This is a genomic window from Micromonospora sp. NPDC048999 (assembly GCF_040649295.1).
Lineage (GTDB): Bacteria > Actinomycetota > Actinomycetes > Mycobacteriales > Micromonosporaceae > Micromonospora.
The window spans coordinates 253,925-276,372 of record NZ_JBEZFI010000003.1; the positions used below are offsets into that span (position 1 = coordinate 253,925).

A 22,448-nucleotide genomic window follows, 5' to 3' on the forward strand; every position below is an offset into this window, starting at 1 on the left:
GGGGGGGTGCGGCGCCCGGAAGGCCCTCACAAATCCTCGCTGAGCAGCGCGCGAACCCGCGCGGCGTCCGGATGCTCGATCTCGGTGAAGATGTCCAACGACCGCCGCCAGGATCGCCGGGCGGCGTCGCTGTCACCGGCCGCGTGCTGGGTTTCACCCAGATAGCGCAGGGTGATCGCTTCGTTGGGGCGGTCGCCGAGCCGCTGATAGAGCGTGAGCGCCTCCCGATAGCAGGAGATCGCCTGCCGAAGGTCGCGGTGACGGTAGGCGTACCCGAGGCTGTCCCACGCCCCGGCCATGCCGACCGGATCGCCGAGCCTCTCCAGCAGGGCCAGCGATCGCCGGCAGTGCACGATCGCCTGGTCGTGGTCGCCCAGCAGCGCGTGACACCAACCCACCGAATTGAGCGTGCTCGCCACCCCCCGCTCATGGTCGGCGCGTTGAAACAGTTCCAGGGCACGCTGGTCCTGGCGCAACGCCTCGCCGATGTCGCCCTGTTGCTCGCACAACCACCCCAGGCTGCGGTACGTGTACCCCTGCCCGACCAGATCGCCGAGCCGCGCGAACAGCTCCAGCGCCTGCTGATAGTGCTCCCGGGCGGCGTCGAACCGGTGCAGCCGGACGTACGCGCCACCCACGGTCCGGTGCGCCTCCGCCTCGGCGGCGCGGTCACCCTGCCGCCGCGCGGCGGCCACCCCGGCCTGCCCGGCCCGCACCCAGTCCGACCAGTGCCCCCGGCGGGCGAAGAAGTTGGTGGCCGCCCAGGCCAGCGGCCACACGTGCCCGTCGAGCCCGCAGCGCGCCGCCAGGTCCAGGCCGGCGAGCAGCACCGCGTGCTCGGCGTCGAACCACGCGAGCGCCGCAGCCCGGTCGGCGAACCCCTCGGCGGCCACCCCGGCGGCGGCCGGTGACACCCCCAGCGGGTCACGGTGCGGCCAGAGGATCCGGTCGGCGACCAGCGCGGTGTGCAGATAGTGCTCCAGCCCCCGCCGCCGCGCCGCCGGCAACCCGGCGTCCTCGCGGCCCAGCTCGGCGGCGTACATCCGGAGCAGGTCGTGCAGCAGCAACCGGCCCGGGACGTGCTCCACCACCAGATGCGCCGCCGCCAGTTCCCGCAGCGCCGGCCGTACCCGGTCGGCGGGCTCGCCGGCGAGACTGGCCACGGCGGCGAGGGTGAAATCCGGGCCGGGGTGTGCGGCCAGCAGCCGGAACAGCCGGGCCGCCGCCGGGGTGAGGCCGTGGTACGACCAGGAGAAGACGGCCCGCACGTCGGTGCTGGTGTCGCCACCGGTGAACGCGTCGAGTCCACCGCCGGGCGGCAGCTCCTCGGCGAGCGCCGAGAGCTTGAACTCGGGGTGGGCGGCGGCCCGGGCGGCCACGATGGCCAGGGCCAACGGCAGCCGCCCGCACGCGTCGATGATCGCCTCCACCGCCGCTGGCTCGCCGGCCAGCCGCGCGGCCCCCAATCGGCGGGCGAGCAGCTCGCGGCACTCGCTGCCGGACAGCGGCGCGAGGCGCAGCGGACGGGCGCCCTCGGCGACCACCAGACCGGGCAGCTGGTTGCGGCTGACGACCACCGCGGCGCAGCCGGGCGCGCCGGGCAGCAGCGGGCGGACCTGCTCCGCGTCACGGACGTTGTCGAGCACCACCAACACCCGCCGGTCGGCCAGCAGACTCCGATAGAGCCCGGCCTGTGCCTCCAGCGTGGCCGGCACCCGATCGGGCGGCACGCCGAGCGCGTCGAGGAAGCCGCGCAGCGCCTCGCCGGCCGGGACCGGTGTTCCGGTCGGGTCGAACCCTCGCATGGTGACGAACAACTGCCCGTCCGGAAAGTTGTCCAGGGCCGTGTGCGCCAGCCGTACCGCGAAGAGGGTCTTGCCGACGCCGGCCGGTCCGCCGACGAGCACGACGGGGGAACCGCCGGCGGTGGGACCCAGCAGCTCGCGGCCCCGCTCAAGGTCGTCGGCGCGGCCCACGAACTGCGGCGGGTCGGGCGGCAGCAGGCAGGGCCGCGGCATCTTGCCGCGCTCGGCCGGCGGTGGCAGCGGCAGCCGCCGTCGCAGGATGTCCCGCTGCAGTTCGTGCAGCTCGGGCGCGTCGAGCCCGCGCTCCCGCAGCAGCACCAGGCCCTCGCGGCACACCTCGGCCGCCTCGTCCACCCGCTGCTCGGCGTAGAGCGCCAAGGCGAGCAGCCGCCGTACGGCCTCGTCGTACGGATCGTCGACCAGGGCGCCGGACAGCTGCGCGATCGCCTCGGCGTGCCGGCCGAGCACGCCGAGCGCCTCCGCGTACCCGCGCCGCGCCGCGCGCCGCGTCGCCTCCAACTGGGCGACCTTCGGCAGTACGAACGACCGGTCCGCCACGTCGGCGAAGGCCGGGCCACGCCACAACGCCAACGCCTGATCGAGCAGCGCGGCCGCGCGTTCGGTCAGCTCCGGCTCGCCCGTGTCGAGCAACCGGCGGCCCTCCGCGCACCAGCGCTCGAACCGCTGGTGGTCGACCACGTCCGGTGCCACGTCGAGCCGGTACGCGGCGTTGACGCCCGAACCGGCCGTCACCACGACCGGCTCGTCCGCCGGGCCCAGCGCGCGGCGCAGATGCGACACGTGGCTGCGCAGCGTGACCCGGGCGCCGGGCGGCGGCGACTGATCCCACAGCAGCCCGACGACCCGGGACGCCGGCACCGCCGAACCCGCCTCGACCAGCAGGACCGCCAGCAGCTCCACCAGTTTCGGGCCGAGCCGGACGGGCCGCTGGTCGCGCGTGACCTGCACGGGCCCGAGCACGCCGATGCGTAACAACCCGGCTCACGCTCCCCACTCGGTCAGCCGTTCCGACCACCGTAGTGGATCGTGGAGCGGCCCCGAGTGATCACTTACCGGGGGCCTGGTAGGCCAACTTCGTCCGGGTCGCCTCGTCGACCTCCTCCGGCGTCAGCATCGGGGTGATCCGGGTGTGCACCCCGCCCGCCGCCCGGATGGCGATGACCAACGCCGCGGCGGCCTTGTAATCCGGCATATCACACACCACGTAGGTGTCGTACTTGCCGAACCCGAAGTGCAGGGATTCGATCCGCCCGCCGCTGCTCTCGATCGCCTGCCGTGCTACCTCGGCCCGCTTGCTACCACCGTCGGCGATCAGCCCCTTGACTCCCTCGGTGCTGTAGCTCGACTCCAACAGAAATTTCGGCACCTCGTCATCACCCCCTCGTCGGTACGGAACGGGTCAGCGCGTCCCCTGGCGTTGGATCCGCTCGCCGCGCTCGACCCTGGCCCGGCCCTGGTCACGCTCGGTGCCCGAGGTGCCGGTCGCGGCCCGCAGGTGCCGCCGCTGCGGCGAGCGTTCGACCTCGGAACCCTGCCGGCCCCGGGCCCCGCTGCCGGGATTCCGTCCCGCACGGGCCGACTCACCACCGGGGTCGTGCTTGTTCGCCTTGTGACTACCCATGCGCCGCGCGTACCCGCTGCGCCGGTGGCTAGTCGTCCGGTCGGTGGCCTCCATCCTGGGGTGGAGAGCGGGGCCGGGGCGGATCCATCCGCGCGCCGATGCCGGCGGCACGGCGCGCTGCGACTCTGGGTGCCGTTGACGTCCCACCCCGCCAGGGAGTTCCCCCATGACCACCAGCCAGTACCTGCTCAACCTCGGCCTGCTCGGCTACGTGCTCTACAGCAACCTGGGCACCAGGACGCTGACCCGGCGGCGCATGATCCTGCCGCTGGTCATCGTCGCGATCGCCGGGGCGGCGTTCCTGCGCGACGTTCCGACGCTCGGCAACGACGTACGGTTGGAGGTCACCGGAGCCGCCGTCGGTGCGGTGCTCGGCGCGGCGGCCGGGCTGCTGGTGCGGGTACGCCACATCGGCGAGCGAACGGTCACCGTCGCCGGGGCCGGGTACGCCGCGCTGTGGGTGGTGGTGATCGGCGGGCGGATGGTGTTCGCCTACGGCGCCGAGCACTGGTTCTCCCACGGCATCGCGATGTTCTCCCGTACCCATCTGATCACCGGCGCCGACGCGTGGACGGCGGCGTTCGTCCTGATGGCCCTCGCCATGGTCGTCACCCGGGTCCTGGTCACCGCGGTGCGAGCCCTGAACAAGCCGGTCCGGCCCGTGCCCGTACTGTCCTGACCAGCCCATCACCAGGCAGTGGAGGTGAACGTGACAGCGCGCTCTCTCCCGCGCGGCCGGTCGTCGGCGTCCGCCCGCCACGTCGGCGACTACCGCCGGGCGCTGGTCGTGCTCGGCTGGGTCGCCGCCGCGATTGTCGCGCTCAACACCATCCTGGCCGGCCTGCCGGCCGGTGCGGCGGCCCGCGTCGCCGTCCCGGTGCTGACGGCGGTGGCCCTCGCGCTGTGGCTCGTCGGCCTGGCCCGCACCGTCACCAACGTGTGGCTGCTAACCGGCTGCCTCACGGGCGGGGGCCTGGGCGGTGCCGGCCTGGACCTGCTGCACCCGTCCGGACCCGGGTTCATCCTCACCTACATGGCCATGGCCGCGATCGGGCTGCGACTGCCCCGCCCGGTCGCCCTGCCCAGCGGCGCGGTGGTCGTCGCCGCGGCCGCCTGGGCGGAGTCACACACCTCGGCCAACGCCGCCAGTGCCGCCCTCAACCTGGGCATCGGCGCCTGCTTCCTCTTCGTGGCCTCCGCATTCGCGGCGGTGAACCGCGACGCCCACGCCCAGGCCCAGGCGCTGCTGGCCGAGGAGGCCGCCGCCCGGGCCGCCCGCGAGCAGGCCGCGGTGCTGGCCGAACGCGGCCGGCTCGCCCGCGAGCTGCACGACGTGCTCGCGCACACCCTGTCGGGGCTGGCCGTGCAACTCGAGGGCGCCCGGCTACTGGCCGAGAAGACCGACGCCGACACCCGGCTGGTCACCCAGATCCGCACCGCCCAGCGACTCGCCCGCGACGGCATGGCCAGCGCCAAGGGCGCCGTCGCGACGCTGCGCGGCGACACCCTGCCCGGCGTCGACCAACTGCCCGAACTGGTCGCCCAGGCGCGGCTGGCCACCGGCACCGCCGCGCACCTCGTCGTGTCCGGTGAACCGCGGTCGCTCCCACCGGAGGCCGGCCTGGCCGTCTACCGGACGGTGCAGGAGGCGCTGACCAACACCGCCAAGCACGCCGGCCCCGACGCACCCGCCACCGTCACGCTCACCTGGGCAGCCGACCACGTCAGCGTGGAGATCCTCGACACCGGCGGCACCCCGGCCACCGGCCTGCCGTCGGGCGGCTTCGGCCTCACCGGCCTCGCCGAACGCGCCGAACTGGCCGGGGGACACCTCGACGCCGGGCCCACCGACGCCGGCTGGCGCGTCCACCTCGTCATGCCCGTCCGCCCACCGCAGGAGCAGCAACGGTGAACCCCGCACCCGCGCCCATCAGGGTCCTCATCGCCGACGACCAGAAGGTGCTCCGCGACGGGCTGGCGATGATGCTGGGCCTGCTCGACGGCATCGAGGTCGTCGGCACCGCCGTGGACGGCGCCGACGCGGTGCGCCAGTCCGCCACCACCGACCCGGACGTCGTGCTCATGGATCTCAGCATGCCCAACGTCGACGGAGTCGAGGCGACCCGACGGCTGGTGGCCGCCGGCAGCCGCACCCGGGTCGTCGTACTGACCACGTACGCCGACGACGAATGGGTGTTCGCCGCGCTGCAGGCAGGTGCCCGGGGGTACCTCACCAAGGACGCCGGCGCGGACGACATCCGCGCGGCGATCGTCGCGGTCGCCTCCGGCGAGGCGCAGCTCGACCCCTCGGTACAGCGGCGGCTGCTGGACGCGCTGGCCACGAAGGCACCCACCGGCGTGACGGCAGCGCCGGCCGCACCGGAGGACGGGCTGACCGCCCGCGAGACGGAGGTGCTCACCGAGATCGCCCACGGGCATTCCAACAGCGAGATCGCCCAGCGGTTGTACGTGTCCGAGGCCACCGTCAAGACGCACGTCAACCACCTGCTGGCCAAGACCGGCTGCCGCGACCGCGCGGCACTCGTCGCGTACGCCTTCCGCACCGGCCGGGCCCGGGTGGACTGACCCGTCGTGGTCTCCACCCCTGGGTGGACACCACGACGCCAGACAATCCATCCGCGACCCGATGATCGTCGTGGCGCCGTCGTCGACAGTTGGCAGCGAACCGCTCGGGCCACGACGACCAGAAGGCGACCACCATGACGACCGCGCTCGCACCCCACCCCGACAGCTCGACGACCACCCGTCCGGTGGTGGCCCGCACCGCCCGCGCCCGGCACCTGGTCGCCATCGGCGCCGCGATGTTCACGCTGCCGTGGCTGGTGTGGGGATCGGCCATCGCCCAGGCGCACGGGCTCATCGGCTGGCGACTGCCACAGGGCATCGCGCTGTGGGTCCTCACCCCGTCCATCGCCGCGGTCACCGCCCTGATCGGCGGCCTTCCGGCGCTGCGGGACCTCGGCCGACGCCTCATCGCCTGGCGGGTACCGCCGGTCACCGGTCTGCTCGCGTTGACCGTGCCCGCAGTGATCGCGGCGGCTGCGGTGGCGCTCGCGGCGGCCACCGGGCACCACCCCCGGCTGGGTGCCATGCTCAGCCTGCCGGCGGCGCTGGCCTACCTCGGCTACGGCGTCGGGCTGTATCTGCTCACCGAGGAGGCCGGCTGGCGCGGGCTGCTGCTGCCCCGGCTGCAGGCGAGGTTGCGGCCGGTGCCGGCGAACCTGCTCCTCGGCGTGGTGTGGTCAGGGTGGCACTACCCGCTGCTGCACGTGCCCGGCGAGAGCGACAGCGGCCTGCCGTTCGCCGGGTTTCTGCTGCTGACGACCAGCACCACCATGCTCATCGGCGCCCTCGTCAACGCCGCCGGAGGCAGTGTGCTCGTCGCCGCCCTGTTCCACGCCGCCTTCAACGCCACCTACAGCTACAGCGGCATCGTCGGCCCCGACCACACGCCCCTCTGGGCGGCAGCCGCCGTCTCGGCCGCACTCGCCACCGCCGTCTGCGCGGCCACCCGAGGCCGCCTGTACCTGCGCTGAAGCCGATCGGCTTGGCCCGCTGCTGCTTCAATCCGCCGTGTGGAGAAGGGAAAAGGTATGGCCGAGGTACGTATCACGCGGTGGAGCAGCGCGGGCCTGGAACTGCTGCGGCAGCTCAACACCCACGAGGTACGCCAGCACACCGGTGGGCCGGAGACCGACGAGCAGGTGGTCGCCCGCCACGGGCGGTACCTGGCCGGCCCGGGGCCGCGTAGCGGGCACATGTACACCGTGGCGCTCCCCGACGGGGAGACGGTGGGCAGCGTCGGCTACTGGGCACGGGAGTGGCGCGGTGAGCAGGTCTACGAGATGGGCTGGGCGATCCTGCCCGCGTACCAGGGGCGAGGGCTGGCCACCGCGGCGGTGCGCGCGGTGATCGCGGAGGCCGGGGCGGACGGCGACCGGCGCTCCGCGCACGCCTACCCGTCGGTCGACAACCCGGCGTCCAACGCCGTCTGCCGCAAGGCCGGCTTCACGCTGCTCGGCGAGACCGAATTCGAATACGGGCCGGGGCAGATGATGCGCTCCAACGACTGGCGGATCGACCTGACTGGCCAGACCGAGCAGTGACAGGGCCTGCGGCTGAGAGACGGCCGACGCCGGCGGCGTGAACCTCGCGCCGCCGGCGTCAGGCCGGTCAAGTCAGTGTTTCGGTAGCTTCACCGAGACCGGCGGAGCCGCGGAGCGATTCGCATCAGAGCGGATCCGGCGGCCACCATGGCGAACCCCGCCAGCACGATCCAGACCGTGCTGGCTCCGGTCAGGGCGAGTCCGCCGGAAGTAGCCGCACCGGCAGCCGCCGGGGCAGTCACGTTGTTGTACATATTTGTCACCAGTTCCTTTCTCGGCGCAGAATTGCATCTGCGTACGCTTTCGCATGGACGAATTGCAGAAACAGGTCGAGGGTCAACTCATACATCGTGGCCGCGGCGATCATGTATTTCCAGCCGCGATAGCGGATGGTCACCACCCGCTCGACGACGAAGATGCCGGTAATCGCCAGCCAGAACGGCTGAATGTGGACTCCCCGGGCAACGACCACGCTGTACACGAGGGATCCGAGATACACGAAGGTGACGAGTACGCCGAGGAACGTCACCAACTGTCTGCCCCAGTACGGCCACGTCACCCGTGTGAGCCCGTACTGGAGGCAGTTCTCCACGGCGCCCCGCTTCCAGCGGAGGCGCTGTTTCCAGAGATCGCCCCACGTGGTCATGACCTCGGTGACCAGGGAGCATTCCTTGGGCGAGAGCACCGTGTAGCCGAGATGACGCAGGGCGAAGGTCATCTCGTTGTCCTCGGTCAGCACGGTGGTGTCGTAGACGCCGCCGGCTCCGTCGCCCGCGGGAAGCCGGCCGCTGAGTCTCGCCGCCGACACTTCCATCAGCGTGCCGGCCCTGAACACGGCTGCTGTGCCGGTGACCACCAGGCATTTTCCGTTCAGCCGTGTGACATCCCGGGCGTACCGCATGTACTCGTTGCGCTGCAGGTGACCAACGAAACCGCTGCCGCTGCTGCCTCGGAACACACCCCCGACCGCACCCAGCCGCCGGTCGGCACTCAGCCTCGCCACCGCATGATTCAGGAAATCAGGGTCCAGAACTGAATCGGCGTCCACGACCATCACGTAGTCGTCAGCCTTGAGTTCCGGTAGCAGTCGCGCGAGTGCCTGGTTCAGCGCACCCGCCTTCTTGTGCTGGTTCTGCCGGGTGGTGTAGACGCGTGCGCCAGCCCGTGTGGCGAGGCTGGCCGTCGCGTCCTGACAATTGTCGGCGACGACCACCACCAGGTCGGGCTGGTAGGACTGCCGCAGCAGGGCGGTGACCGACTCGCTGATTCCCTCGGCCTCGTTGTGCGCGGGCACCAGCACGACGAGTTCTCCCGGCACCCTGGCGCTGCCCCGGGCGGCAGCCGGGTTCCTCCCCGTCGAGGGTCTCGCATCGGGCCGGTTGCTGTCGCGACGGCGCCGCCGGTGCTGACCCTGGTACGCGAGCATGACCCGGGTAGGCCGGTCGGTGCTCATGGGATGCGAGGTGTCCGTTCCTGTTGCGGGCCCGCCACCAGCGCCGCTGCCTACGGTCGCCAAGCGTCGGTTCTAGATCAATTCCCAGTATTCGACGATGCTGACCTGCGAATCCACGGCGATACGAACTGATCTTGTTGCCTGACCATCCCGTCGGTCTGATCCACATCTTCGGTCTCAGCGGCGGTACGGCTACCGGGGCGCACGCGGACGGCCAGGCCGACTCGCCTGAACGGTGGATCAGGCGGGCGAATTCGCACCTCAAGGGCTTTATGGTCAGCCCGGCAGGTAGTCGAACGTGTCCGGGTGCGGGCCCTGCCGGCCGGCCTCGCCCCGGTTCAGGCTGGTGATCCGCTCCATCACCGCGTCGTCCAGCTCGAAGTCGAAGATCTGGAAGTTCTCCTCGATCCGCTTCGGCGTGCTCGACTTCGGAAAGACGATGTCGCCGCGCTGCACGTGCCAGCGCAGCACGACCTGCGCCGGGGTGCGGCCGACCTCCTCGGCGACGTCGACGATCGTCGGATCGTCGAGCACCCTGCCCTGCGCGATCGGCGACCACGCCTCGGTGAGGATGTTGTGTGCCGCCCCGTACGCGCGCACCTCCTCGTTGCCGAAGTACGGGTGCGCCTCCACCTGGTTGACCGCCGGTGTCACCTCCGCCTCGGCGGCCAGCCGCTCCAGGTGCGGCACCTGGAAGTTCGACACGCCGATCGACTTCGCCCGACCGTCGCGCTGCAGTTCCTCCAGCGCCTTCCAGGTGGAGACGAAGTCGCCGTCGTACAGCGTCGGCAGCGGCCAGTGGATCAGGAACAGGTCGAGGTAGTCGAACCCCAACGTCTGCAACGTCGACTCGAACGCCCGGCGGGCGTCGTCGGGGCGGTGGAAGCCGTTGTGCAGCTTGCTGGTGACGAAGACATCGGCGCGGTCCAGCCCCGAGGCGCGGACCGCCTGCCCCACCTCGGCCTCATTGCCGTACATCTCGGCGGTGTCGATGTGCCGGTAGCCGACCTCGAGGGCTTGGCCGACGGCCCGAACAGTGTCCTTCGGCTCGATCTGGAACACCCCGAAGCCGAGCTGCGGGATCACGTTGCCGTCGTTCAGCGCGATCTTGGGTACGGGCACCCGAACCGGTTACCCGATTCGGGAGGTTCCTCACGCTCAGCCCGCCGCCAGGTCCCGCAGGGCGCACACCGACTTCCAGTTGCGGGAGGTGGCCACCACCCCGAGCTTCTTCTCCAGGTACGCGTTGGTGAACTTCGACCGGCCGTACCCGCCGTCGGGGTAGTGCAGGAAGACCTCCCGGCCGGCCACCGCGTACTCCACGTTCTCCCCGCCCGGCACGGTCAGCGTGGCGACCCGCGCCGCGGTGGGCGCGGCCGACAGGAAGGCCACCAGCAGCCGCGTCGGGTCGTCCTGCCTCCCGGCGTACGGGTTGCCGGCGGCGACCGCCGCTAGCTCGGTGCCGCTGCGGAGCAGCACCGGCACGGTCAGCCCCAACTCGGCGGTGATCACCCGCTCGATCCCCTCGGCGAGGATCTCCGCCTTCGTCGGCGGGCTGGTGAAGACCACGTTGCCGCTCTGCAGGTACGTCTTGACGTCCTCGTGCCCGAGGTCGGTGACCAGGCGACGCAGGTCCGCCATCGCGATCCGGATGGTGCCGACGTTGACCCCGCGCAGCAGGGCGACGTACCGCTCCACGGCCTCCTCCTCGCCTCGGACTCACTCGACGAACGAGCCTAGGCCGTAAGCCGGCGCCGACTCGGCCGACGACATCTGCGACCCGCCGGCCGAGTCGGGCTGAAGTGGCTGGAGAACGCTCCGTTCGACGCGCACGACCTTGGCCGAGGCGCCGCATCGATCAGATTCCGCATTTCCGGGCCGACCAGATGGTCGTCCCCGCGCTCTTGCTGGCCTTGTTCTCCCGGCGCGAGTCCACGTGGACGTGGTTGCTGTGCCCCGGGTAGCCGGGGCCGAATATTCCGCTGAAGCCATGCCTGCGGGCTGCCCGGGCCAGCCGGCACAGCGACGAGGTACGAGAGGTCAGGTCGGCGGCGTTGCCGTAGAGGTGCTGGCTGTCCGACGCGCCGCCGACCTTGCGGTTGCAGCCGTAGCTGCGGAAGCCGCTGGTGACGGTGAGGGACTTGTCGCCGAGGTCGTGGACCAGCGCCTCCAGCTTCCACATGATCCGTAGCGCGTTCGCCCGCGTGGCGGCCGGGGAGAGCGGGCCGCCGCTCCAGCCGCCCTTGCCGCAGCCGTTGTCCAGCTGCTTGTAGCGGAAGTGCTTCGGCGTGCAGTTGTTGTGCTGCAACGCGTAGATCTTCTTGAAGGTCGACGGGCCGGCGATGCCGTCGGCGCGCAGCCCGTACGCGGACTGGAAGCGCCGGACCGCCGCCGCCGTCTCCCGGCTGTACTTGCCGTTGACGTGGACGATGCCCCGGTAGGCAGGCCATCCGGCCACCCGGATCTGCAATTGGCGGACGTCCTCACCGGAACGTCCCTGGCTGAGCGTCCGGGTCCAGGTGTAGCAGCCGTCGGCGTGCGCCGCAGGCGGGGCGACCACCGTGGCGATCGCCGCTCCGGGCAGGGCCAGCCCGAGCGCGAGGATCACCCGCTTGAGCATGTTGACGCGCACTGAGGTCCTCCTGACAGGAGTGGGATTGGGATGCGATCAGGGTCGACCGAGACATCGTGCTCCTCCCACCTTGGCAGGGATTCAGCCGATCAGAGCTGATTACCGGAATTATCCTCAAAATTCCGAGTCGTGCATCGTTGGCAAAGTCCCAGGAATAGGCGAATGGCCGCCGACCAGAGGCCCGCCGGGGGCCATGTTGCCGAGCGACCCTGGGCCGGTAACGTCTGCGCGGGGGCCGGAGACGGCCCCCGGCGACCTGCGCGGGCGGGGGAGGTGGGCGGTGGCGCGTGGCGGCGTCTTCTGCGTCGAAGGGCAGTGGCACCGGGATCTCAACGAGCGCGGCTCCGTGCTGCCCACCCTCGAATTGCTCGAACGGCTTAGCCGGATCCGCTTCATCCACAAGGACGCCGCCACCCGTGACGAGCTCTTCTACTTCATCGACCGCTGGCTGCTCAAGCAGTACGCCGACTACCGGGTCGGCTTCTTCGCCATGCACGGCGAGCCCAGCCGGCTCTGCCTCACCGACTGGGACTCGGTGGAGCTGACCGACGTCGCCGAGCGGATGGCCGGCCGCTGCGAGGGCCGGCGCCTCTACTTCGGCAGCTGCTCCGTGCTGCGCGCCTCCGACGCCGCGCTGCGGGACTTCCTCGACGTGACCGGGGCGGCGCTGGTCTGCGGCTTCACCCGGGAGGTCGACTGGGTCGAGTCGGCCGCCTTCGAGACCGTGCTGCTGGACGTGCTGGCCAACGGGCAGCGGCACAACGCCGCCGAGCTGCGGATGGGTTCCGCACACTGGGCGCCGCTGGCCGCGTACCTCGGGTTCCGGGTGATCTACGCCAACGGCCGTGCCTGGCGGCCGACCGCCCGGCCCCGCGTGCCGGCCCAGGCGTCCCCGCAGCGCGTCGCCGGCCGCCCCCGCTGACCCCGGGTCGGCCTGGTAGAACCGACACATGGCACGCACGATCGCGACCAACACCCGGGCCGACCGCGACGCTCTGCTCGAATTCCTCCGCCCCCGGCACAGGGTCGTGCTGATGACGACCCGCGCCGACGGCCGGCCGCAGTCCTCCCCGGTCGCCGGCGGGGTCGACGTCGAGGGCCGCCTGGTCATCTCCACCTACCCGGAGCGGGCCAAGGTGGCCAACATCCGCCGCGACCCCCGGGTGTCCGCCTGCGTGCTCTCCGACGACTGGAACGGGCCCTGGGTGCAGGTCGACGGCACGGCCGAGGTGCTCGACCTGCCCGACGCCCTCGAACCGCTGGTCGAATACTTCCGTAGCATCTCCGGCGAGCACCCGGACTGGGACGAATACCGCCAGGCCATGGTGAACCAGGGCAAGTCGCTGATCCGGATCACCATCGAGACGTGGGGCCCGATCGCCACCGGCGGTTTCCCCGCCAGGCTGGCCGACTGAGCGACCAGGCCGCGTGGACCGCGCGCGGCTCGGTACGCCGCGCGCGGCTCAGTACGCCGCGGTGAAACGCGCGTTGTCGAACCGCGGGTTCTCGATCTCGTCGACGATCGCCACCGCCAGGTCCTCGTAGGTGAGCACCGACCGACCCTGCGCATCGGTCACCGGATGATCGGTGCCGGTGCGGTAGTGCCCGGTCCGTTCGCCCGGGTGGAACTCCAGCGGTGGCGGGGAGACGTACGTCCAGGTCACCCCGTCGGCCGAGGACCGGTAGACGGCCAGGGCGTCGGCCTGGCCCAACGCCGCGTCCCGGTACTCCTCGGGGAAGTCCGGCTCGTCCAGGTACGGGGTGCCCTTCGACGTCAGCAGCGTCGCCCCGCCGCCGATGTGGATCACCCGGGGCGGGTCGGGCAGTTCCCGGAGCGTGTCGACCAGTGTCCGGGCGGCGTCGCGCCACAGCTCCCGCTCGCCGCCGCCGATCGCCACCACGAACACGTCGGCGTCCTCGGCCAACTCCCGCACACTGCGCGCGGACGTCGCGTCGCCGGTTACCGTGCGTACCCCGGCTGGTAGATAACTGGTCGCCTCCGGGCGGCGGACCGCCGCGGTGACCCGGTGACCCCGCTCGACCGCCTCGGCGGCGATCCGCGAGCCCGCCGTCCCGCCGGCGCCGAACACGACGATGCTGCTCATGCCCTTCACGTTAGAAAACCGGATGCCCGGCCGGTGCCGCAAACGGCGATCCGGGCCGGGCAGCGAGCCGGTCAGTCGATCAGCGCGGAGTAGACGAGCTGGCGCAACTGCGAGCGCAGCGGGTACGTGCTGGACGGCATGAGCTGGGTGAACAGCAGGGCCGTGACCTCCTCCACCGGGTCCACCCAGAACGCGGTGCTGGCCAGCCCACCCCAGTAGTACTCGCCCACGCTGCTCGGCACCCGGGACGGCACCGGGTCCAGCACCACCGCGAAGCCGAGGCCGAAGCCGATGCCGCCGAGCACCGTCTCGGCGAAGCCCGCCGGCTCGAACGAGGCCAGGTCGCGCCCGCCGGGCAGGTGGTTACGGGTCATGAAGCGCACCGTCCGGGGGCCCAGCAGGCGTACCCCGTCCAGCTCGCCGCCGCGCAGCAGGAACTGGGTGAACCGGTGGTAGTCGGCGGCCGTGGAGATCAGCCCGCCCCCGCCGGAGAGCCAGCCCGGCTCGGTCAGCGCGGCGCGGCCGATGCCGTCGTGGCGCGTGGCCTGCCCGGTGGTCGGGTGCGGGGCGTAGAGCGCGGCCAGCCGCTTGGCGTCCGCCTCGTCCACCCACCACCGGGTGTCGGTCATCCCCAGCGGGCGCAGGATCCGCTCGGCGAGGAACACGTCCAGACGCTGCCCGGAGATCACCTCGACCAGCCGGCCCAGCACGTCCGTGGAGACCCCGTAGTTCCAGCTCGTGCCCGGCTGGAAGAGCAGCGGCAGCCGGGCCAGGCCGGCGGAGGTCGCCGCCAGATCCATGCCCGGCGGCACGTCGAGGTCGAACCCCGCCGCCCGGTACAGGCCGTCAACCACCGTGCTCTGGGCGAAGCCGTACGTCAGGCCGGCGGTGTGGGTGAGCAGATGCCAGACCCGGATCGGCTCGGCCGCCGGCACCGTGTACGGCTTGAGCACCGAACCCTGGTCGTAGACCCGGACGTCGGCGAACTCCGGCAGCCAGCGGCTGATCGGATCGTTGAGCTCGAACCGGCCCTCCTCCCAGAGCAGCATCGCCGCGACCGAGGTGATCGGCTTGGTCATCGAGTAGATGCGCCACAGGGTGTCCGGCTCGACCGGCGTGCCGGCTTCCCGGTCCCGCAGCCCGTAGGTGGCGGAGTGGGCGATCTCGCCCCGGCGGGTCACCACGATCTGCCAGCCGGCGAGCCGGCCATCATCGACGTACCCGCCGAAATGTTCGTCGATCCGGGCCAGCCGGGCGGGGTCGAAGCCGATACGGACGGGGTCGGTGCTCACTGCGACGCTCACGCCGCCGAACCTACCGATCGGTACGTCGACCGGGAAGTGTCGGGGGCCACCAGTAACCTGGTCTGATGCCGGAGCCGACAGTGGACGTCACCTACCGCCACGAGGACTGGTACGCCGAGGAGCTGGTCGACCGGCACTTCGTCCGCTGCTCCTTCTTCGACGTCGACCTCACCGAGGCGACCAGCCAGGGCGCGGTCTTCACCGAGTGCGTCTTCGGCAACGTCGCCTTGAACGCCTCCCGGCACACCGACTCGGCGTTCAACCGCTGCACCTTCAAGCGCTGCAACCTGTTCGAGGCCGAGTTCACCGGCTGCAAGCTGGTCGGCAGCGGCTTCGAGCAGTGCGACCTGCGCCCGCTGCGGGTCAGCGGCGGTGACTGGTCGTTCGTCGCGTTGCCCGGCGCCGACCTGCGCGGGGTGCAGTTCACCGGCGTACGCATGCGCGAGGTCGACCTGGCTGGCGCCGACCTGACCGGCGCCACCGTCACCGGGGTCGACCTCTCCGGCGCCCAACTGCACGCCGCCAAGCTGGCCCGCGCCGACCTGCGCGGCAGCGACCTGACCGCGCTCGACCCGACCACGGTCGAGCGAGCCGGGGCGATCATCGACGCCGAGCAGGCGATCCTGCTGGCCCAGACGCTCGGCTTCGAGATCCACTGATCGGTCCGGCAGGGCGGGCTGACAGCCCGACGGGTGCCGGGACAGTTTGTCCGTCACGGGCGTCATGGGCCGTCGTACCTTTCCGGTTGTCCCGACCCGATCATCCTCTGTGGAGGCTTCCCGCATGAGCAGCAGTGTGCCCACCCTCCGACCCGTCGCCCCGTCCGGCGAAGTGCTGCGGGAGATCCCGCTGCCGCCGTACGTGACCGGCGAGGACGCCCAGTTCGCGGTGCGGGCGGTGGTGGTGCACGCTCCCCGGAGCTGGTCGGGCGGGACGATCTGCCGCAACGACGCCAGCCCGCACCCGTGCCGGCTGCACCGCTGGGGGCGGCGGGTGCTCGTGCTGCGTGGGCTACGGCCCGCCGAGATCGACGAGCTGATCGAGCGCGGCGATCCCGCTGCCGACCCGAGCCTGCACCGTCCGGGCGCCTGACCAGGGGCTTTCAACTTCGTGGCCGGGTGCGGCGGCCCCGCTGTCGACTCATTCCGCTCTATTTGACGGCGGCCCGTAGAGGGGGCACCGTAGGTCATGAGGGGGGTTCGACCTGCCCTGGTTTGTACGCGAAGACCGATTCGCCGTCCAGGGTCCGGACCCGGCCGTCCGCGGCCGCGTCGACCAATTCGCCATCGCCGTCACGGGCGAGGCAGCCACGAGGAGTTCGCGATGCTGACCATGACCGACAATGCCGTTCTGGTGATCCGCGACCTGACCGAGCAGCAGGACGTCGCCGAGGCGGGCGGGCTGCGGATCGCCGCCGACGCCGATGCCGGTTCGCTCTCCATCGAACTGGTGCCGCAGCCCGTGCAGGGCGACCAGGTGGTCGACAACCAGGGCGCCCGGATCTTCCTCGACGCCGACGCCGCCCAACTGCTCAACGACACCTCCGTTGACGCGGCCGTCGACGAGGAGGGCATCGTGCAGTTCGGCTTCACCTCGAAGGAGTGACGGCCGGGGCTCACCCCGCCCAGCGGGTTTCCCTGCCACGAGGCGGCCGACGCTTTCGCTCCGGCGCGTCCTGAGCGGCGTGCCACGGGCCGCCGTCCTGCTCGTCCGCCGGCGGTCGCAACGCGGCCAGCACCTGCGCCAGATGGTGTGACGTGCTCCAGGCGAGCCAGTTCGCCGGCGAGCCGGCACCAGCACCGCGCCGGGCCCGCCGCAGGATCTCGTGATCGCCCCAGGAGAAGCCGGCCCCGGCGGTCGGCCAGTGCGGGGCCGACACCAGCGTGCGGCACAGGTCGGCGAGCCGCTCGTCGCCCCGGCCACCCCGGCGCGCCCAGCGGTAGACCCACCACGCCTCGCCCGTGGTGTAGCGCAGCGTCGGCAGTCGGTCGGGCGGGCCGTCCGAGCCCGGCACCGCGCAGTCGACGCCGTAGTCGCCGTACCCGACGCCGAGGTCGGACAGGCGCTGCCAGAGTTGCCAGTCGAAGCGGTCGAGGCGTACCGGCTCGTCGGTGGGCAGGCGGGCCACCGTCGGTGGCATCCCGCCGGCGGCCACCGTGACCGAGCGCCAGGCGTGCCGCCGGGCCCATCCGGCCAGCCGCCGGATCCGGGGCTCGGCCAGCCGCACGTCGGCCGGGCAGCACACGTCCCCGGCGTCGATCAGCAGGTCGCACTGCTCCGGCACCAGCCGGGTCAGCCGCCAGGCCCGCTCCACCGCGCTGGTCGTCGCGTCCGGCCCGGCCCGATCCTGGCCGGTCTGCAACCGCACCACCGCCCGCCGGGCGTACGCCCGCGCGGCGACGCCGTACGCGCCCAGCCGGCGGTCGCTCTCCGCGAGCCCGATCACCGGCACCAGCGGTACGCCCCAGCGGACCACCTCGCTCTCCGCGGTGTCCGGCAGCATCGAGACATCGACGGCGGGCAGCAGGCCGGCCGGCAGTCGGCCCAGCTGATCCATGGTGGATGGTTCGAGCGCGTGGAAGGCGAGAATCGGGGCGAGCAGCGGCACGGTGGCGTCGTCGAGGTGGGCCAACGCCTCCAGCTCACCCCGACGGCCGTTGAGGACAGGGCGGTAGACCGGTTCTGCCGCCCGACCGACGTGGGCGGACACCATAAGTCAAATCTACCGACCGCGCAGGTCTGCCGCAGGTTTGCTTTCGTCTGCCGGCGGGACGCCGTTGACAGCCATCGGCCAGGGTGATGGCATGGGTGGGCGGGCGCAGTCGGGCATGTTCGGGCATCCATGGCATCCCCTGAGTCGGCCCCGTCCGGGGTCGACCCGCCCGGAAGGTTTTCCCATGTCGACCTCGCGCCCTCGCCTCCGCCTCGTGGCGGCCCTGGCCGCCGCCGTGACCGCGCTGCTCGCCGCCGGTCAACTGCCCGCCCTCGCCGTCGGTGACCCGCCCGCCCCGGTGACCGGCAACGCCACCCACTTCGACGGCCTCGGCTCCCCGTACGGGGGCTGCGGCCTGCCCCAGTCCGAACTGGACTCCCAGGACTTCCTCGCCCTCAACGTCTACCGGCTGCCCGGCGACTACTCGTCCTTCCCGACCCGGCCGTTGCCGCCGGCACAGGCGGACCGGATCGGGCTGTGGAACAACGGCCTCAACTGCGGCCGGTACGTCAAGGTGACCATCGGCGACCGCTGCACCGGCGTCAACGACGGCGCACCCGGCCAGCCGTTCTGCCGTAACGGCTCCTGGGTCGCCGACGGCTACAACGGGGCCACCCTCACCATGCTGGTCGCCGACTCCTGCGGCGACGGCAACGCCTGGTGCCGGGACGACCCGTACCACCTGGACCTGGTCACCGCCTCGCTGAACCGCTTCGCCCGCAACGGCGTGCCGGTCGGCAACATGTACCCGAACAACTGGAACAACCGGCACGTCTCCTGGTCCTTCGTGTCCGCGCCGAACTACACCGGGGACATCCGGATCGGCTTCCTCAGGGGCGCGCAGCGATACTGGCCGGCGATCGCGCTGTCCCACCTGGCCAACGGCGTCCACGGCGTGGACTACCTGGCCGACGGGGTCTGGAAGGCCGCCACGATGAACAGCGACATGGGCCAGTCGTACGTCATCGGGGCGACCACCTCGGGCGGCACCGACTTCCAGATCCGCGTCCGCGACGTCGCCGACACGCTGATCAACAACGGCCGCGTCTACAAGTTCACTCTGCCCGGATCCTGCGGTGGCACCTGCGCCGCCGCGTACACCCAGGTCAGCTACACGACCTCGGGCGGCACCGGCCCCACGACGTCGCCCACCGCCACCCCCACGACGTCGCCCACCGCCACCCCGACGACGACGCCGACCAGCCCGTCGCCCGTCACCGGCTGCACGGCCGACTACCGGGTGACCGGGGCGTGGAGCGGCGGCTTCCAGGCCGAGGTGAGCGTCCGCAACACCGGCACGAACCCGATCGCCGGCTGGTCCACCAGCTTCAGCTTCCCGGGCGCCCAGCGCATCTCCGACGCCTGGAACGCCACGGCGAACCAGTCCGGGCAGCAGGTGACCGCAACTGACGTCGGCTGGAACGGCAGTCTCGCCGCCGGTGGCACCGCCAGCTGGGGATTCGTGGCGACCGGTGACAACCAGCCGCCGACCGGGCTGCGCTGCACCACGCGCTGACCACCGGGCGGGAATGAGCGCGCGGCGCCGCCCGACCGGGGTCGTGACGTCGCCGCGCTCTGGCCGTCTCCCACCACCGCAGCCGTACGGCGGTACGACAGCGGGGACTTGGCTCGACCGGCCCGTCGTGCACCGGTCCTGGCGCAGCTGATCCCCGTACCGGAACGATCCAAACCACGGGAGGTGGCACATTTCGAGAAAAGCCTGATCCGCGGCTGAACGCGGCAGGTCCGGGTAACCGGGGCGGGTGCGTTCGCCGGCGATCTCCGACTACGGGTTTCTCTCCGACTGCCGATCCGGGGCCCTGGTCGGCCGGGACGGGTCGGTCGACTGGTGGTGCCCGGACCGGTTCGACGCGCCGTCGGTCTTCGCCCGCCTGCTCGACCCGGCCGCCGGGCACTGGCGAATCGCCCCACTGGCCACCGGCCGGGTCGAGCGCGCCTACCGCCCGGACACGCTGGTGCTGCGGACCGTGCACCACACCCCGGAGGGCAGCGTGGCCGTCACCGACGCGCTCGCCGCCGAGTTGGGCGCCCGCGGGCACCAGCTGGGCATGAACTCGCCCGCGGTGCTGCTGCGCGTGGTGGAGGGACTGTCCGGGCGGGTGCGGATGCGGCTCGACTTCGCACCGCGACCCGAGTACGGGCTGCTCACCCCGCACCTGCACGAGCAGCCGGACGGCGGGGTGCTGGCCGTCGCCGGACCGGTGACGCTGAGCCTGCACGGCACCGGACAGCAGCTGCGCGCGGACGGGAACCAGGTCACGCACACCTTCGAGGTCGCCGCCGGACAGCAGGTCGGCTTCGACCTCGCGTACGCCCCGCTCTACGGAAACCCGCCGGCCCGGCTCGACCCGATCAGCAGGGTCGAGGACACGGCGCAGGCATGGGGGGCGTACCGGGAGAGCCACCACTATCCCGGCCAATATCGCGTTCAGGTCCGCAACAGCGCGACCGTGCTGACCGGCCTGACGTACGCCCGCAGCGGCGCGGTCGCCGCCGCGCTCACCACCTCGCTGCCCGAGCAGACCGGTGGTGACCGCAACTACGACTACCGCTTCTCCTGGCTGCGCGACTTCTCGATGACCATGCGCGCCCTCTGGGTGGCGGCCTGCCCCGACGAGGCGTCCCGCCTGTTCGGCTGGGCCGCCCGCTCGATCGGGCGGATCGGCGACCAGCCGGTGCCGGTCCTGTTCGGGCTGGAAGGGGAACGGGATCTCACCGAGCACGAAGTCGTCCACCTCCACGGGTACGCCGGCAGCCGGCCGGTACGCGTCGGCAACGATGCCTGGCGGCAGCGGCAACTGGACGTGCCCGGCGAGGTGATCCAGGCGGTCTGGCAGCTGCGCGACTCCCTCGGCGAGACCCTCGACGAAGAGCTGCGGGAGATGGTGATCGGGCTCGCCGAGCAGGTGGCGACGACCTGGCGGCGGCCCGACCGGGGGATGTGGGAGAGCCGGGACGCCGAGCGGCACTACCTGTCGTCCAAGGTGCTCTGCTGGGTGGGGCTGCACCGGGCGGTGCAGCTCGCGCCGCGGCTCGGGGACCGGGCCGACCCGCGGCGCTGGGCGGGCATCCGGGACGAGATCCGCGAAACCGTGCTGCGCGAGGGTTGGAACGACCGGGTCGGCGCGTACACCGGGGCCTTCGACTCGGCCGAACTGGACGCCTCGGTGTTGTTTCTACCGATCATGAACTTCCTGCCCGCCACGGATCCCCGGATGCGCGCCACGATCGATTTGATCGGGCGCGAACTGGGCACCGACGACGGTCTGGTGCGGCGCTGGAGCACCGATCCGGCGGGCTTTGTGCTCTGCTCGTTCTGGCACGTGGACTGCCTGATCAAGGCAGGGGAGACGGAACGGGCCCGGACGCTGTTCGAGAAGATCCTCGGGCACGCCAACGACCTGGGCCTCTTCGCCGAGCAGATCGACCTGGACAGCGGCGCGCAGCTCGGCAACATGCCGCAGGCGCTGTCGCACATCGGCCTGATCAACGCGGCCTGGCGGCTGACCGACCCGACCGCCGACTGACAAGTAAGGGTCCCTTCCTTACCGCGCTCCCGGGCTCGGGTCGATGCTCAGCCAGTGTCGGCTGCGTTGGCCCGGCTCGTACGGGGAGTCGAGGCGCTTGGCCACCACACCCGGTAGGCCCTGTTCGCGGGCCGTCCGCAGGGCGTCCGCGCCGGCACCCGGGAACCATGGCGGAGTCTGCCAGTGCCGGCCGGTGAGTGCCAGGCCGTCGAGCAGCTCGCGCCGCTGCGCGTACGGCACGTCGAGGCTGGCCACGCCCTCCAGCCAGAGCAGGTCGACGGCGAGGAACTGGCCGTCCCGGGCGGTGGGTGGCTTCACCCGTCCGGCGGGGTCGATCCGGACCAGCACACCGTCCAGCACCGCCTCGGTGGGTGCCAGCTCCTCGGCCATCGCCCGCAGCCACGGGTACGCCCCGGTGATCTCCTCGTCGGCCTCGCCGAGCAGCCGCAGCCGGCCGCCCGAGACGTACGCCATCGCCCGTACGCCGTCCCAGCGCAGCTCGTAGCCCCACTCCGCCTCGTCCTTCGGCAGCCGCCTGCCCGGCGCGGCGTGCATCGGGCGGACCAGTTCGGGCATCGGCGTCCAGCCCGGCGGGGCGGGGTCGGTGCGTCGGACCATCCAGTCCCGGCCGCGGCCGCCGGTGGCGAACAGCACGTACCGGCCCGTTGTCCGTTTTCCGTCGAGCACCACGATCACCTCGTCGTCGCGCCACTTCTCCGCGCGGTACGTCCCGGTGTCGTGGATGGTCATCTTCCCGCCGCCGTACTCGCCGGCAGGGATCTCGCCGTGAAAGGTCAGGTACTCCATCGGGTGGTCCTCGGTGTGCACGGCGAGGTGGTTGCGGCCGGGGTCGCGGGGCAGGCCGCGCGGCACCGCCCAGGAGGCGAGTACACCGTCGTGCTCCAGCCGCAGGTCCCAGTGCAGGCTCCGGGCGTGGTGCTGCTGGATGACGAAGCGGGGCTTGCCCCGGTCGGCCCGCTTCCGCGCCGGGGCCCGTTCCGGCACCGGCTCGGGGGTACGCGCCGCGTGCCGCTTCCGCCGGTACTCCTCCAGCCGGTCAGCCACTCCCGCATTGTCCGGCACATCCCGTGCACCAGCACGGCGGACGTCGGGTCCGCG

Annotated in this window: 23 protein-coding genes; 12 read left to right on the top strand and 11 right to left on the bottom strand. The window is 72.0% G+C overall.

What is annotated here, in order from left to right; translation table 11 throughout:
• Window positions 1-26: 26 nt before the first annotated feature.
• The 3 genes from AB0C02_RS07695 to AB0C02_RS07705 form a co-directional block, all read right to left on the bottom strand.
• The gene (locus AB0C02_RS07695) at window positions 27-2,774 is read right to left on the bottom strand and encodes a tetratricopeptide repeat protein (RefSeq protein WP_357542282.1); all 2,748 of its coding nucleotides are present in this window, start codon (window positions 2,772-2,774) and stop codon (window positions 27-29) included.
• Window positions 2,775-2,871: 97 nt separating this feature from the next.
• The gene (locus AB0C02_RS07700) at window positions 2,872-3,192 is read right to left on the bottom strand and encodes a GYD domain-containing protein (RefSeq protein WP_357542284.1); all 321 of its coding nucleotides are present in this window, start codon (window positions 3,190-3,192) and stop codon (window positions 2,872-2,874) included.
• Between the two features lie 33 nt (window positions 3,193-3,225).
• Window positions 3,226-3,447 (bottom strand): hypothetical protein, encoded by a 222-nt coding sequence (locus AB0C02_RS07705; protein WP_357542286.1) that lies wholly within the window; start codon window positions 3,445-3,447, stop codon window positions 3,226-3,228.
• Between the two features lie 166 nt (window positions 3,448-3,613).
• On the opposite strand from AB0C02_RS07705, the gene AB0C02_RS07710 reads away from it, so the two are divergent.
• From AB0C02_RS07710 to AB0C02_RS07730, 5 genes are all read left to right on the top strand, one after another.
• A complete protein-coding gene (locus AB0C02_RS07710; RefSeq protein WP_357542288.1) occupies window positions 3,614-4,126 on the top strand; it encodes a hypothetical protein in 513 nt (170 codons plus the stop codon).
• A 30-nt stretch (window positions 4,127-4,156) separates the two neighbouring features.
• Window positions 4,157-5,359 (top strand): histidine kinase, encoded by a 1,203-nt coding sequence (locus AB0C02_RS07715; RefSeq protein WP_357542290.1) that lies wholly within the window; start codon window positions 4,157-4,159, stop codon window positions 5,357-5,359.
• Window positions 5,356-6,033: a response regulator transcription factor gene (locus tag AB0C02_RS07720; protein ID WP_357542292.1), complete on the top strand. Its 678-nt coding sequence runs from the start codon at window positions 5,356-5,358 to the stop codon at window positions 6,031-6,033. The genes AB0C02_RS07715 and AB0C02_RS07720 overlap by 4 nt, the downstream gene beginning before the upstream one ends.
• 134 nt (window positions 6,034-6,167) lie before the next feature.
• Complete coding sequence (locus AB0C02_RS07725; RefSeq protein ID WP_357542294.1) at window positions 6,168-7,004, top strand: type II CAAX endopeptidase family protein; 837 nt, start codon at window positions 6,168-6,170, stop codon at window positions 7,002-7,004.
• A 57-nt stretch (window positions 7,005-7,061) separates the two neighbouring features.
• The gene (locus AB0C02_RS07730; RefSeq protein ID WP_357542296.1) at window positions 7,062-7,574 is read left to right on the top strand and encodes a GNAT family N-acetyltransferase; all 513 of its coding nucleotides are present in this window, start codon (window positions 7,062-7,064) and stop codon (window positions 7,572-7,574) included.
• A 259-nt stretch (window positions 7,575-7,833) separates the two neighbouring features.
• On the opposite strand, the gene AB0C02_RS07735 is transcribed toward AB0C02_RS07730, so the two are convergent.
• From AB0C02_RS07735 to AB0C02_RS07750, 4 genes are all read right to left on the bottom strand, one after another.
• Complete coding sequence (locus AB0C02_RS07735; RefSeq protein ID WP_357542298.1) at window positions 7,834-9,027, bottom strand: glycosyltransferase family 2 protein; 1,194 nt, start codon at window positions 9,025-9,027, stop codon at window positions 7,834-7,836.
• Between the two features lie 276 nt (window positions 9,028-9,303).
• A complete protein-coding gene (locus tag AB0C02_RS07740; RefSeq protein WP_357542300.1) occupies window positions 9,304-10,149 on the bottom strand; it encodes an aldo/keto reductase in 846 nt (281 codons plus the stop codon).
• Window positions 10,150-10,185: 36 nt separating this feature from the next.
• Window positions 10,186-10,725 (bottom strand): DUF1697 domain-containing protein, encoded by a 540-nt coding sequence (locus tag AB0C02_RS07745; RefSeq protein WP_357542302.1) that lies wholly within the window; start codon window positions 10,723-10,725, stop codon window positions 10,186-10,188.
• A gap of 160 nt (window positions 10,726-10,885) precedes the next feature.
• Window positions 10,886-11,659 (bottom strand): D-Ala-D-Ala carboxypeptidase family metallohydrolase, encoded by a 774-nt coding sequence (locus AB0C02_RS07750; RefSeq protein ID WP_357542304.1) that lies wholly within the window; start codon window positions 11,657-11,659, stop codon window positions 10,886-10,888.
• Between the two features lie 280 nt (window positions 11,660-11,939).
• Between AB0C02_RS07750 and AB0C02_RS07755 the strand changes: the two genes are divergently transcribed.
• The gene (locus AB0C02_RS07755; protein WP_357542306.1) at window positions 11,940-12,581 is read left to right on the top strand and encodes a hypothetical protein; all 642 of its coding nucleotides are present in this window, start codon (window positions 11,940-11,942) and stop codon (window positions 12,579-12,581) included.
• A gap of 28 nt (window positions 12,582-12,609) precedes the next feature.
• Window positions 12,610-13,074 carry a PPOX class F420-dependent oxidoreductase gene (locus AB0C02_RS07760; protein WP_357542308.1) on the top strand — a complete coding sequence of 155 codons (465 nt, stop codon included), beginning with the start codon at window positions 12,610-12,612 and terminating at the stop codon, window positions 13,072-13,074.
• 48 nt (window positions 13,075-13,122) lie between these two features.
• Here AB0C02_RS07760 and AB0C02_RS07765 read toward each other — a convergent pair whose 3' ends face one another.
• Together AB0C02_RS07765 and AB0C02_RS07770 are read right to left on the bottom strand one after the other, a co-directional pair.
• Window positions 13,123-13,764, bottom strand: a complete 642-nt coding sequence (locus AB0C02_RS07765; RefSeq protein WP_357542310.1) for an NAD(P)H-binding protein — start codon at window positions 13,762-13,764, stop codon at window positions 13,123-13,125.
• Between the two features lie 71 nt (window positions 13,765-13,835).
• Complete coding sequence (locus AB0C02_RS07770) at window positions 13,836-15,068, bottom strand: serine hydrolase domain-containing protein (protein ID WP_357542312.1); 1,233 nt, start codon at window positions 15,066-15,068, stop codon at window positions 13,836-13,838.
• Between the two features lie 65 nt (window positions 15,069-15,133).
• Between AB0C02_RS07770 and AB0C02_RS07775 the strand changes: the two genes are divergently transcribed.
• The 3 genes from AB0C02_RS07775 (at window position 15,134) to AB0C02_RS07785 (ending at window position 16,673) form a co-directional block, all read left to right on the top strand.
• Entirely contained in the window at window positions 15,134-15,727 is a 594-nt protein-coding gene (locus tag AB0C02_RS07775) for a pentapeptide repeat-containing protein (RefSeq protein ID WP_357542314.1), read from the top strand.
• Between the two features lie 124 nt (window positions 15,728-15,851).
• Entirely contained in the window at window positions 15,852-16,160 is a 309-nt protein-coding gene (locus AB0C02_RS07780) for a hypothetical protein (protein ID WP_357542316.1), read from the top strand.
• 231 nt (window positions 16,161-16,391) lie between these two features.
• Complete coding sequence (locus tag AB0C02_RS07785; protein WP_357542318.1) at window positions 16,392-16,673, top strand: adhesin; 282 nt, start codon at window positions 16,392-16,394, stop codon at window positions 16,671-16,673.
• A gap of 10 nt (window positions 16,674-16,683) precedes the next feature.
• On the opposite strand, the gene AB0C02_RS07790 is transcribed toward AB0C02_RS07785, so the two are convergent.
• Window positions 16,684-17,781, bottom strand: coding sequence for a hypothetical protein (locus tag AB0C02_RS07790; protein ID WP_357542320.1), 1,098 nt, complete (start codon window positions 17,779-17,781; stop codon window positions 16,684-16,686).
• 184 nt (window positions 17,782-17,965) lie between these two features.
• Here AB0C02_RS07790 and AB0C02_RS07795 point away from each other — a divergent pair, with 184 nt between their 5' ends.
• Together AB0C02_RS07795 and AB0C02_RS07800 are read left to right on the top strand one after the other, a co-directional pair.
• Complete coding sequence (locus tag AB0C02_RS07795; protein WP_357542322.1) at window positions 17,966-19,297, top strand: cellulose binding domain-containing protein; 1,332 nt, start codon at window positions 17,966-17,968, stop codon at window positions 19,295-19,297.
• 247 nt (window positions 19,298-19,544) lie between these two features.
• Window positions 19,545-21,329, top strand: a complete 1,785-nt coding sequence (locus AB0C02_RS07800) for a glycoside hydrolase family 15 protein (RefSeq protein ID WP_357542324.1) — start codon at window positions 19,545-19,547, stop codon at window positions 21,327-21,329.
• Window positions 21,330-21,347: 18 nt separating this feature from the next.
• Here the strand turns inward: AB0C02_RS07800 and AB0C02_RS07805 are convergent, their stop codons facing one another.
• Complete coding sequence (locus AB0C02_RS07805; protein WP_357542325.1) at window positions 21,348-22,394, bottom strand: DNA polymerase ligase N-terminal domain-containing protein; 1,047 nt, start codon at window positions 22,392-22,394, stop codon at window positions 21,348-21,350.
• Window positions 22,395-22,448: the final 54 nt, after the last annotated feature.